The sequence below is a fragment of the Winogradskyella sp. genome (genome assembly GCF_965228925.1).
Lineage (GTDB): Bacteria > Bacteroidota > Bacteroidia > Flavobacteriales > Flavobacteriaceae > Winogradskyella.
Genome location: NZ_OZ245845.1, coordinates 67,982 through 81,283, shown reverse-complemented (window position 1 = coordinate 81,283; position 13,302 = coordinate 67,982). Strand labels below are relative to the sequence as shown.

Genomic DNA, 13,302 nt, shown 5'->3' with positions numbered 1-13,302 from the left:
GCAACAGTCATGTCCTTAAGGAAAGAAAAGTTTTTTGCATTAGCATCCATTGATTATCAAGGAAAGTCCATCAAGGACTTAAGGAAGCTATTTAGAACATCCTTAAAGGCGGGTGTACATGGCTTATGTGCTAGCCCTTACGAAGAAGGACAAGAGCCTGGTGATCAATTATCAGAAGCGCAAATACGTCGCAGATTAAAAAAAATGAAACCCTATATGAAATGGATTCGTTCATTTTCATGTACGGATGGAAACGAGCACATCCCTAAGATTGCCCGAGAAATGGGAATAAAAACACTGGTAGGTGCTTGGTTAGGCGATGATCCAGATATTAATGAGCGGGAATTGGAAAACTTAATTAGCCTATGCCATGAAGGATTGGTCGATGTTGCTGCCGTAGGTAATGAAGTCATGTATAGAGGAGACCTTAGCGAAGAAGAACTCTTAGATAAAATCCACTACGTAAAAGCATCTATTAAAGATTTAGACATACCTGTGGGTTATGTCGATGCCTATTACGAGTTTCAGGAGCGTCCTTCAATAACCGATGCCTGCGATATTATATTGGCCAATTGTTATCCCTTTTGGGAAGGCTGCGATTTAGATTATTCGCTATTGTATATGAAAGATATGTATCACAAAGCGCGTCGTGCCGGAAACGGTAAAAAAGTCATCATTACAGAGACCGGTTGGCCTAGTGAAGGTACTAATCTACAAGGAGCTTTCCCCTCGGAAGCCAATGCGATAAAGTATTTTATTAATACCCAAAAATGGGCGCAAGAAGAAGATATCGACATCTTCTATTTTTCCGCCTTTGACGAATCATGGAAAGTTGGTGGTGAAGGCGATGTAGGTGCCTTTTGGGGCATTTGGGATAAAAATGAAAGACTCAAGTACTAAGTTATATATATTTTAACATTCTGACTAGCTGTGCTATTTCCAGTTAGCACGGTTATTCCATACCTTTACGGAATTGACTATATACTATGATTAAGATGAAAACCCTTTACGCTAAATGCTTTGCATTTGCTTTTATTTTATTTGCAGTTTTTGGATGTGATAATGGTCCCAAACGCGACTTATATCCAACTGAATTACTAGGAGGTTTCGAATTATTACCCCCTGAGACCACAGGAATAGACTTTCAAAATACGATTAAGGAATCGACCTATTTTAATCATTACTATTATAGCCAAATGTATGTGGGGTCTGGTGTAGCCATAGGAGATATAAATAATGATGGTTTACCGGATGTGTTTTTTGGAGGTAACCAGGTCGAAGACCGCTTGTATCTCAATAAGGGGAATCTTCAATTCGAGAATATAACAAAGTCGTCTAAAGTGGCAAGAAATTCTGGTTGGACTTGGGGCGTCACAATGGCCGATGTTAATGCAGATGGATATTTGGATATTTATGTGAGTAGGAATGGAGCTTATGCTAACCCCTCTGATCGTAGAAATCAACTTTATATTAATAATCAAGACTTAACTTTTACCGAATCTGCAATTAAATATGGTCTAGCAGATGCTGGATTTTCTACTCAAGCCGTATTTTTTGATATGGACAATGATGGCGATTTAGATATGTATCAAGTCAATCAGGTGGCAGATAAAAAATTACTCTTAATAAATAAAATACCTAGAGAACAGTTCAAGTATTTCAGAGATAGAATATACAGAAACGACAATGGGAAGTTTAAAGATGTTTCACAGGAAGTTGGTATTACTAGAGATGTTGCTTATGGCTTGAGTGTTAATGCAACAGATTTTAACAATGACGGTTGGATGGATTTATACGTTGCCAACGATTATGCAGAACCAGATTTTATGTATTTCAATAATGGGGATGGGACGTTTACAAATGTCATTAATGAACAGTTAAAACACATCACACAGTTGAGTATGGGTTCTGATACGGGCGATGTCAATAATGATGGCTTAATCGATTTGATTACTACTGATATGACACCAGAAGATCACTACAGATCAAAGACGAACATGGCCTCTATGAGTACTGAAAGATTTTATACCATGGTCGAAGCTGGTGCACATCGTCAGTATATGGCTAATGCCTTACAAATAAATACAGGCTTAGGAAATTTTTCTGATATTGGTAATATGGCTGGGATTGCCTATACTGATTGGAGTTGGGCAAGCCTTCTGGTGGACTTGGATAATGATGGACTGAAGGATATTATTATTTCAAATGGAATTAAAAAAGATGTCGATAATAATGACTTTAGAAACAAGGTTAAGAATCTATCAAAGGGAGCCACAGCAGAAGATCTGTTTCAATTAAGTAAGGACACGCCATCCCAACCAGTGTCTAACTATGCGTTTAGAAATAAAGGGAATCTTAAGTTCGAAAAAGTAGCCAAAGAATGGGGTTTTGATACGCCGAGTTTTTCTAATGGTATGGCCTATGGGGACTTGGATAATGATGGTGATTTAGATGTGATTACTAATAATATTGATGCTCCAGCTTTTGTGTATGAGAACAAAGCGACCGGAAATTTTTTGAAAATTAATGTCGAAGGATCAGAGAATAATAGATTTGGAATAGGAGCCAAGGCTGTTATTCATTATGATGGAAAGACGCAATTGGTTGAAAATACTGTAACTAGAGGGTTTATTTCGTCAGTAGAACATGGTATGTTTTTCGGAATAGGAAAGACTACGGAAATTGAAAAAGTTGAGGTGATTTGGCCTAATGGAAAGGTTAATGTTTTTGAAAACGTTGAGGCTAACCAGGTATTAATGGCTAAAGTATCTGAAGCAAAGGAGATGCTAAAAGAAGAAGAAAACAAGAAAACTCTATTGGCTGAGATCAGTGCGGACGAATTAGGCATTGATTTCGCGCATAGGGAAAATCAGTTTGATGAATTTACAGAAGAAATTCTGCTGCCTCACAATGTATCACAGAACGGTCCATTTTCAGAAGTTGGAGATATCAATAACGATGGCTTAGACGATATATTTATAGGTGGTGCTTTGGGACAATCAGGAATGTTATATGTTCAAAATAAGGACGGCAGATTTATAAAAAATGAGTCACAACCATGGGATGTTGACAAGGACTCAGAGGATCTAGGCTGTTTATTTATCGATGTCGACAATGATGGGGATTTAGATTTATATGTCGCAAGTGGGGGGAGTGAGTATATGAGAGGGGATAGTGCATTAAGAGATCGCTTGTATATTAATGATGGCTCCGGTAATTTCTCAAAAAATAGCACAGCCCTGCCAGATATTAGGGAGAGTTCTCAAGTGGTTAAAGCCTCGGATATTGACGCTGATGGTGATTTAGATTTATTTGTGGGGACGCGTTTGGTTGCGAGGTCCTATGCATTTCCAGCGACGAGTTATTTACTCATTAACACTAATGGAAAGTTTGAAAGATATTCAGAAGAAAACGCACCAGCATTGACCAATATTGGAATGGTAACGGATGCCATTTTTACGGATATCGATAAGGATAACGATGACGACTTAATGATTGTAGGTGAATGGATGGAAGTCAAAGTATTGACTAATGAAAAAGGGGTTTTTGAAGACGCGTCTCAATCATTTGGCCTAAATGATACAAGGGGTATTTGGTGGTCGATATCTTCTGGTGATATCGATAATGACGGTGATGAGGATTATATCCTTGGTAACCTTGGTAAGAACAATAAATTTAAAGCCTCAGAGGAACATCCATTTAAGGTATATGCCAATGACTTTGATAATAATGGTACTAATGATGTTGTTCTGGCCAAATTTTATAAGAACGATTATGTACCCGTTCGAGGAAGAGAATGTACAAGTCAACAAATGCCTTATGTCGCTGAGAAATTTAAGGACTACCATAGTTTTGCATCATCTAAGCTTATTGATATTTTACCAGAGGAAAAGGTTGATGATGCTGTGGTTTATGAAATAAAAAGTTTTGAAAGTATCGTATTAATTAATGATAACGGTAAGCTCATTAAACAAACATTGCCCAATGATATTCAGATCTCTCCTATAAAATCATCATTGGTCATGGATATAAATCAGGATGGCCACAATGACATCATTATTGCCGGAAATCACTACGGTGTTGAAGTAGAAACAACACGTTATGATGCCGGTTACGGAGGTGTGCTTTTAGGTGATGGTCACAATAATTTTAAATTTGTCGGACCCAAAGAAAGCGGCTTTTATGTGCCACACGACAGCAGAGATGTCATACATTTAAGCAAAGCAAAAGAAGCGTTGCTTATAGTGACAAATAACAATGCAAAGCCCTGTGTTTTTAAGTTTAAAGGCTAAATGACGTATTGTATAGTTAATTTATAAAAGCTGAATTTATTTAAATTTTATTTTAAAATCTTGATAACCAGATAAGTATGTTGCTTTTTTGTTGGTATTGAACTTTGTCTTTTTTTGGCGTTGTATGGTTTTTGTATAGGTGTTGTTTGGCCTAAAATTGAATAAAAATCATTTTCTTGTGGTATTAATTAATAAATAACTAAAAAAGTATGAAAAAAATTACGTTTTTGTTTTTTCTTTTAACAGTTAGCTTGGGTTACTCTCAGGTGGTGTTAGAGGATTTTGATGGTACGCCACCTAGTTTTGTCACCAATAATGGTTTAGGAAGCACGGCCATAGTTGCAGATCCTGACAATGCTTCTAATATGGTGGGACAGCTTATTTCTGCAGCTTCTGGTGATCCTTGGCAACAGGCAGATTTACTAATGCAGAACAATCTGATGGATTTAACATCTGATACAACAGTACAGGTCGACGTTTACTCAAACACTGCTATAAATGTATTGTCTAGAATCGAAGATCCAATACTTATGGTGGCTCCATTTGCCACGGCAGATGCTAATCATACAGGATCGGGTTGGGAGACCTTAACCTTTGATTTTACAGAATTGCCAGATGGTGGTACCGCAGCTAATAATGAGTTTTCTCAAATTTCGTTTTTCCCTAACTGGGTAGGCGGAGGAGCAGGCAATAATACAACTAACCCTAATTGGAATGATCCTGTTGATGGGATTACATTGCTTGTTGATAATATTACAGCAGTTGCAGGTACCAGTTTACCCATTGAAACCTGTAATGATGGCATCATGAATCAGGATGAGACGGGGATCGATTGTGGGGGTAGTACGTGTCCGGCATGTCCTTCGGCACCAACAACTGGTGCACCAACACCTCCAAATAGGGATCCAGCGGATGTGATATCTTTCTTTAGTGATGCCTATAGTGATATTACAGTAGATACGTTTGATACGCCTTGGTGTGGAAACACCACTACTGAGGTAATGGTAGATGGTAATCCTACCAAGTTAACGACCGGTGCACTATGTGAGGGTGTGGATTGGCAAAGTAGTAGACCTGTTGACGCATCTGGTATGACACATTTCCATATGGATTTTTATACAGATGAAGCGGATTTAGTAGGAAAGGTATTCAACCTTAAATTTTCGCAATGGTCCGATGATGACCCTGGTAATGATCCAGATAATGGTGAGCGATCTGCACTTGAATTGGCAATAAATACGGGTACCTCTCCTGCAATAGTTACAGGTTCTTGGGTATCAATTGATGTTGAGATTGACGTGGCTTTCTTTAACAATTTAAGAAGAGACGATATTGTTCAGTTTGTAATTACGACCAACTTGCAAAATGTTTGGTATGACAATCTGTATTTACACAATAATACAGTATTAAGTACTAATGAGTTCGAAACAGCAGAATTAAAGGTATTCCCTAATCCAACAAATGGAGATTGGAACTTATTAAGTGCGAATACCATTAATGACGTATTGGTTTATGATATCTTAGGTAAGCAAGTAATAACAATGTCCCCTGAATCTAATGAAGCGACCATTGATGGATCTTCATTGAGAACAGGTGTGTACTTCGCAAGAATTGAAGGTGTTAATGGTTCTCAAACTATTAAGTTAGTCAAAGAATAAGATCATTAGCATACAACATTGATATATAAGAAAGCGTGTTTATAGTCTAAACACGCTTTTTTTGTGATATAGCTGTTTTATTGTTATCATTATATCATATTAAACGTATAAAATGCTCAAAAATATAGGCTATGCCATCATATTGATCATGTTTTTAATGAGTTGTGCTCAAAACAATACATCTAGTTCACAACAGAACCAAGAAAAGGCTAATGATCTCATTAACGAGACTAGTCCGTACTTGTTGCAACATGCTTATAATCCAGTAGATTGGAAGGCTTGGAATGAAGAGGCCTTACAACTGGCTAAAGAGCAGGATAAACTCATCATTATTTCCATTGGCTATTCGGCTTGCCATTGGTGCCACGTTATGGAAGAAGAGAGTTTTGAGAACGATTCTATAGCCCAGATGATGAATGCTAATTTTATAAATATTAAAGTGGATCGCGAAGAGCGGCCAGATGTCGATCAGGTGTATATGAATGCCGTTCAATTGATGACCGGTAGAGGAGGATGGCCACTCAATTGCATCACTTTACCAGATGGGCGACCTGTTTTTGGAGGGACCTATTTTACCAAAACCCAATGGACAAAAGTATTGCAGGATATGTCTCAGCTTTATAAGGACAACCCTGATAAAATGGTGGCTTATGCCGAGAAACTTACTGAAGGCGTCAAGCAATCCGATTTAATTCTTGTCAATGAAGCACCTGTCGAGTTTGATAAAAAGGTGCTGAGTAAAGCTGTAGATGCCCTTGAAACAGCTTTAGACTATAAGCAAGGCGGCCAAAAAGGAGAACCAAAGTTTCCTATGCCGAGTTATCTTAATTTTTTATTGAGATACAGTTATCAAAATAATAATGAAGAATTGAAAAATTTCGTCTTGACCTCATTACATAAAATGGCTAATGGGGGGATTTACGATCACATAGGTGGCGGATTTTCGAGATATTCGGTCGATAGCAAGTGGCATATCCCTCATTTTGAAAAGATGCTCTACGATAACGCCCAATTGGTCAGCTTGTATTCCAAAGCCTATCAAAGGACCAAGAATCCCTATTTTAAAAGTATCGTTGAAGAAACACTAAAATTTATCGATTCAGAATTAGCCACAGAAGACGGAGGATTTTTCTCTTCCTTAGATGCCGATAGTAAAAATGCTGAGGGAGAATTAGAGGAAGGTGCCTATTATGTTTGGACACCGGATGAATTGAAATCGGAGTTAGAGGACGATTACGAATTATTTAAAGACTATTATAACATCAATACTATTGGTAAGTGGGAAAAAGATAATTATGTGCTATATAAGACGCAGAGCGATGAGGCATTTAAGGCAAAACACCAGCTCAGCTCATTAGATTTAGAAGCTAAGCTCAAGAGTTGGAAACAAAATCTTTTAGAAGCTAGAAATAAGCGGCCCAAACCGAGGTTAGATGGCAAAGTATTGACCTCATGGAATGCGTTGATGTTGCAGGGCTATATAGATGCTTATAGGGCAATTGGCGATGAAGCTTATCTCCGTAAGGCCATCGTTAACGCTAATTTTATTATTGAAAATCAATTAACAGAAAGTGGGGCCTTGTACCATAGTTATAAAGATGGAAAAAGTACCATTGATGGTTTTTCCGAAGATTATGCGCATACCATTGCCGCATTTATAGAGTTATATCAGGTCACCTTTAACGAACAATGGTTGTATAGAGCTAAAGCATTGATGGATTATACGCTTGAGCATTTTTTTAATAAGGACAGTGGCATGTTCTATTTTACCTCAGACCGTTCTGCAGACTTAATTACCAGAAAAACAGAAGTCTTTGATAATGTAATCCCCTCATCAAATTCTGTTTTGGCAGCATCCTTGTTTAAACTCGGTCATTATTACGCCGATAAAACCTACTCAAAATTGGCGCATCAAATGCTTAAAAACGTCAATGAAGATATGTTAAAAATACCATCGGGTTATACCAATTGGCTGTCCTTGTATTTAAGTTATTCCAATCCTTATTTCGAAGTCGCCATTTCTGGTGTTGAGGCAAAGGATAAGTTAAAAGAACTTAAGGCACTGTATTTGCCAAATATTATCATTTCGGGTGCAACCGCAGATAGTGATTTGCCTTTGTTAAAAAATAAATTTAATCAAGACGAAACATTGATTTATGTTTGTGTAAATGGGACTTGCAAATTACCTGTAAGGGCAATTGATAAGGCTTTAGGTCAGATTTTAAAATAACGCATATGACAACATTAAAAGAATTAGCGAAGCTCCTCAATATTTCGGTATCCACAGTGTCTAAAGCACTAAATGATAGCCATGAAATTAGTGAGAACACTAAGAAAAGGGTCATAGAACTAGCTGAAAAATTAAACTACAAGCCCAACCGTATTGCACAGCAGTTAAAGACTAATAAAACTAAAACCATTGGCGTTATTTTACCTACGGTGACTAACCCATTTTTTGCTCAGGTACTACATGGGATTGAAACATCCGCTACAGCTAACGATTATGATATCATTGTATGCCTTTCCGATGAATCTTTAGAAAAGGAGGAGCGTAGTTTAGAATTACTGTCTAATGGGAGTGTAGATGGTTTTATAATGGCCGTGGCTAGAGAGAGTCAAGTAAAGGAAGAGTCAAAACATATTGCAGGGGCCATTGACAACAAAATTCCCGTGTTAATGTTCGATAGGGTCGTGAGCGAGATCAGTTGTGATAAGGTCGTTGTCGATGATTTTCAATCGGTCTATGAGGCTACAGACTATTTAATTAAGACCGAGAATCGAAAGCATATACTGTTGGTGAGCAATATCGAAGAATTGAGTGTGGGTAAATTAAGAATTAAAGGATACCAACAAGCTCTAAAGGAGGCTAATTTAAAACCAAACGTCCTAAAACTAGGTAAGGTTAAAAATGTTGAAGCGAAAATCTACAAATACATTGAAGACCATCCAGAAACAGATGCCATTGTGTCTATTGATCACATCACCGGGATTATCGCCATTAACATGGCAAAAAAAATAGGGAAAACGATTCCAAGAGATTTATCGGTCATTGGCTTTGGGTACGAACACACACAGTTATTATCGAGCCCCAAGATTTCCATTATTCACCAGAAGGCCTTTGAGATTGGAAAAATGTCCGTGAAACTATTGATAGACCATTTAAACATTGAGGATCATCAATTACAAACGATTATTGTGCCTAGCGAGCTTAAACTAGGAGAATCTACAAAATGAGAATAAAAAAGCCTGATGGACATCAGGCTTTTAAACATTTTAGAAATAGTCGGTGACTAGAGCCCATTACCGTCATGACCTTCTTTGACTTTATCAGCGGCTTTATCCATAGCATCTTTACCCGCTTCTTTAGCCTTGTCTACAGCATCTTTACCAGCGTCTTTGGCTTTGTCCACAGCGTCTTCTGCTGCATCAACAGCATTGTCTAACGCCTCACCAGCAGCATTTACGGTGCTATCTACAGCTTCACCTGCTGCGTCAATCGCCTTATCTATGGCTTCGCCAGCACTTTCAACAGCCTCATTGCCCGTCTCTGTCGCGTTTTCTACAGCCTCGTCTTTTTTTTCCTTAGTCTCTCTACAAGAGGTGATGGATAATCCTAGTGTGGCAACAAGTACCAGACTTAATACAACTTTTTTCATTTTAATAGTTTTAGTGTTAATAGTTGTTTTGCACTAACAAAGCATCTTAAAGTAATTTCAATGCTTAAAATATGCAGTTAATAAACTTATTTAAATAAGTTCAATACTATATACGGATATAATCGAGGATTTGGACAACTGCCCCGCGATTTTTTTCAATAAAGCCTGTGTTAATACTACCTTGTTGCGCTCGTAATGTAGGATCCTTAATTAATGAAGCGATTACGGATTCAAAAGCAGAAACTGTCGAGACCGATGTAACACCACCTAATGCAATAAGCCTTTTCGCCTCTGGAAATTTGTGATAGTTTTTACCAATAATTATAGGTTTACCAAAAACGGCAGGTTCAAGGATATTGTGTAATCCGGTCTGCCCTGCGGCACCACCAACATAAACAACATCAGCGTAATTGTAAACGCGGCTCAAATAGCCTATAGTATCTAAAATAAAGACATTGTAATCGGAAAGATCCATAGGGTCCATTTCGGAAAAACAAATGGTTTTGGTTTTAAGTTGAGATTTTAAAGCCGCTATATAACTCCGTTTTATATTGTGTGGTGCTATAATAAATTTTATATGCGCATTAGCGTTGATATAATCTAAAAACAGTTTATCGTCCTCTGGCCAGGTACTACCAAAAACCACGCATGGTTTATGGTTTTTAAAACCTTCAATAAAACTAACGGAATTATCAACACTTAATTGATTGGTAACACGGTCAAAACGCGTATCGCCAGAAACCGTTACATTCTGATAAGCGATGCCTTCAAGTAAGGCTTTGGAGTTGTCATCCTGTGTAAAAATATGATTAAAGGCAAACAAAGAAGACTTCATAAACCCACCATACCATTTAAAGAAGCTCTGCGATGTTCTAAAAACGGCCGATATAAGAACAGCGTTGAGTTGGCGTTTTTTTATCTCTAGTAATATGTTGGGCCATATTTCATACTTCACAAATAGGATATAGTTGGGATGGACTATATCTAAAAAATGTTTGGCGTTAGCCTTTGTGTCGAGCGGAAGGTAAACTACGACATCAGCTATTTTTGCATCTTTTCTAAGCTCATATCCAGACGGGGAAAAAAAGGAAAGGACTACCTTATAGTTGGGGTATTTTTTTTTCAAGGCTTCAAAAACAGGTAAGCCTTGCTCATATTCGCCTAAAGATGCACAGTGAAACCAAAAGGTTTTATCTTTAGGCTTAATGGAGGCTTTGAGTCTATCAAAAGTGTCTTTTCGTCCCGTAACACCTAGCTTTAATTTTGGATTAAAAAGGGCTAAAACCTTAAGGACAAAATGAGCGATATAAATTCCTATGGAATAAAGCTGTCTCAATATTTTAGATTTAGAACAAGTTCTTATGCTAAAATACAGTTCTTTCAATTAATTGCATTGGCATAGCGCTTACATTTTTGTATTTTCGCTCATACCTAAGTGGTAGTGACTCACATAAAATTAGAATTGTCGTAATGAAAAAAATTCAAATGGTTGACCTTCAAGGTCAGTATTCAAAAATCAAGGATGTTGTGGATCCATCAATACAAGAAGTGGTGGACAGTGCAGCATTTATAAACGGTCCTAAGGTGCATCAATTTCAAAAGCATTTAGAGGATTATTTGGATGTTAAGCACGTTATTCCATGCGCCAATGGAACGGATGCCCTACAGATAGCAATGATGGGACTAGGCCTTCAACCAGGTGATGAGGTCATTACGGCAGATTTTACCTTTGCAGCAACCGTTGAGGTTATCGCATTGTTAAAATTAACACCCGTTTTGGTCGATGTCGATCCTATAACATTTAATATTGATGTCGCGGCAATTGAGAAAGCCATTACCCCAAAAACGAAAGCTATTGTACCCGTGCATCTGTTTGGTTTAGCTGCAGATATGGATGCCATTATGGACTTGGCTAAAAAGCATAATCTCTATGTCATTGAAGATAATGCACAAGGTATTGGTGCAGATTATACCCATAGTGATGGCACAAAAACAAAAACAGGAGCTATAGGGCATGTGGCATCTACATCGTTTTTTCCATCCAAAAATTTGGGATGTTACGGTGATGGTGGCGCTATTTTCACCAATGATGATGATTTGGCGCATACGATTAGAGGCATTGTTAATCATGGGATGTATAAGCGGTATCACCATGATGTCGTTGGAGTCAATTCGAGATTAGATTCTATCCAAGCGGCTGTTTTAGATGCTAAACTCCCCCATTTAGATACATATAATAAAGCAAGACGCAATGCGGCTAGAACATATACAGAAGCCTTTAAAGATCACCCTAAGATTGTAACGCCAACGGGTAAATCGTCTTGCGATGGTATTTGCGATACCTGTGATTGTCACGTGTTTCATCAATACACCTTGCAATTAGAAGGCGTCGATAGAGATGCTTTGGTGGCGCATTTACAGGAAAACAACATTCCATGTGGCGTATATTACCCTATTCCTTTGCATAAACAAAAGGCTTATGAGGACGAGCGTTACAATGAAGATGACTTTACGGTCACTAACAGATTGGTTAAGTCTGTAATTTCACTCCCAATGCATACCGAATTAGATGATGAGCAGATCGCATTTATCACATCCACAGTCTTAAACTTTATAAATAGCAATTCTTAAGCAATGAAAATCTTAGTTACTGGAGGTCTCGGCTTTATTGGGTCTCATACGGTTGTCGAATTACAGAATGAAGGCTTTGAGGTCGTTATCATTGATGATTTAAGTAATTCTTCCATGGATGTTTTAGAGGGGATTACAGCAATTACTGGTGTAAAACCACATTTTGAACAGCTCGATTTAAAAGACCGGTCTAAAGTTGAAGACTTTTTTGCCACCCATAAGGATATCGCTGGGATCATTCATTTCGCGGCTAGTAAAGCTGTTGGTGAAAGTGTGCAAAACCCATTAAAGTATTATGAGAATAATATCAATACCCTAGTTTACATATTGAAAGAACTAGGAAAATTGCAACAGCAGAATTTTATCTTTAGTTCGTCCTGTACCGTTTATGGTCAGGCCGATGAATTGCCGATTACCGAAAATGCGCCTGTAAAACCAGCGGAATCGCCTTATGGCAATACAAAGCAAATAGGTGAAGAAATCATTAGAGATACCTGCAAGGTTAACCCTGAACTAAAAGGGATAGCACTGCGCTATTTTAATCCAATTGGCGCCCATCCAACGGCAGAAATCGGTGAGTTACCAAAAGGTGTACCTCAGAATTTGGTGCCTTTTATTACACAAACCGCTATGGGTTTGCGAGAGCAATTGTCTGTTTTTGGAGATGATTATCCAACCGAAGATGGCACTTGTGTTAGGGATTACATTCATGTAGTGGATTTGGCGAAAGCCCATGTCGTGGCTTTACAACGTTTACTTCAAGGTAAGAATAAATCCAACTATGAGGTGTTTAATCTGGGAACAGGTAAAGGCAGTTCTGTCTTAGAGGCGATTCAATCCTTTGAAAAGGTATCTGGACAACAATTAAATTATAAGATTGCTGATCGGAGAGCAGGGGATGTTATTGCGGCTTATGCAGATACCGACAAAGCCAATGATGTGTTAGGTTGGAGGACAGAGTTGACTTTGGACGATGCCATGGCTTCAGCATGGAAATGGGAGCAAAAAATTCGGAGAAAGTAAAAAAAGAGCCCTATTTGAACCCTTTAAATGAAGTGTAAAATT

General features: G+C 38.0%; 9 protein-coding genes. 7 read left to right on the top strand and 2 right to left on the bottom strand.

Annotated elements, in window-relative coordinates:
• The first annotated feature begins 9 nt into the window (after window positions 1-9).
• The 5 genes from ACO052_RS00305 to ACO052_RS00285 all read left to right on the top strand — a co-directional run bounded on the left by ACO052_RS00305 (window position 10) and on the right by ACO052_RS00285 (window position 9,184).
• Entirely contained in the window at window positions 10-900 is an 891-nt protein-coding gene (locus tag ACO052_RS00305; RefSeq protein ID WP_422105997.1) for a glycosyl hydrolase family 17 protein, read from the top strand.
• 95 nt (window positions 901-995) lie between these two features.
• On the top strand, window positions 996-4,292 hold the full coding sequence (locus ACO052_RS00300; protein WP_422105996.1) for a VCBS repeat-containing protein: 3,297 nt from the start codon (window positions 996-998) through the stop codon (window positions 4,290-4,292).
• 209 nt (window positions 4,293-4,501) lie between these two features.
• A complete protein-coding gene (locus ACO052_RS00295) occupies window positions 4,502-5,950 on the top strand; it encodes a T9SS type A sorting domain-containing protein (RefSeq protein WP_422105995.1) in 1,449 nt (482 codons plus the stop codon).
• Between the two features lie 112 nt (window positions 5,951-6,062).
• Window positions 6,063-8,180 carry a thioredoxin domain-containing protein gene (locus ACO052_RS00290; RefSeq protein ID WP_422105994.1) on the top strand — a complete coding sequence of 706 codons (2,118 nt, stop codon included), beginning with the start codon at window positions 6,063-6,065 and terminating at the stop codon, window positions 8,178-8,180.
• Window positions 8,181-8,185: 5 nt separating this feature from the next.
• Window positions 8,186-9,184, top strand: coding sequence for a LacI family DNA-binding transcriptional regulator (locus ACO052_RS00285; protein WP_422105993.1), 999 nt, complete (start codon window positions 8,186-8,188; stop codon window positions 9,182-9,184).
• A 56-nt stretch (window positions 9,185-9,240) separates the two neighbouring features.
• Here ACO052_RS00285 and ACO052_RS00280 read toward each other — a convergent pair whose 3' ends face one another.
• Window positions 9,241-9,606: a hypothetical protein gene (locus ACO052_RS00280; protein WP_422105991.1), complete on the bottom strand. Its 366-nt coding sequence runs from the start codon at window positions 9,604-9,606 to the stop codon at window positions 9,241-9,243.
• 106 nt (window positions 9,607-9,712) lie between these two features.
• A complete protein-coding gene (locus ACO052_RS00275) occupies window positions 9,713-10,942 on the bottom strand; it encodes a 3-deoxy-D-manno-octulosonic acid transferase (protein WP_422105990.1) in 1,230 nt (409 codons plus the stop codon).
• A gap of 134 nt (window positions 10,943-11,076) precedes the next feature.
• On the opposite strand from ACO052_RS00275, the gene ACO052_RS00270 reads away from it, so the two are divergent.
• Complete coding sequence (locus ACO052_RS00270; protein WP_422105988.1) at window positions 11,077-12,237, top strand: DegT/DnrJ/EryC1/StrS family aminotransferase; 1,161 nt, start codon at window positions 11,077-11,079, stop codon at window positions 12,235-12,237.
• A gap of 3 nt (window positions 12,238-12,240) precedes the next feature.
• A complete protein-coding gene (gene galE / locus ACO052_RS00265; protein WP_422105987.1) occupies window positions 12,241-13,260 on the top strand; it encodes a UDP-glucose 4-epimerase GalE in 1,020 nt (339 codons plus the stop codon).
• The last annotated feature ends 42 nt before the right edge of the window (window positions 13,261-13,302 follow it).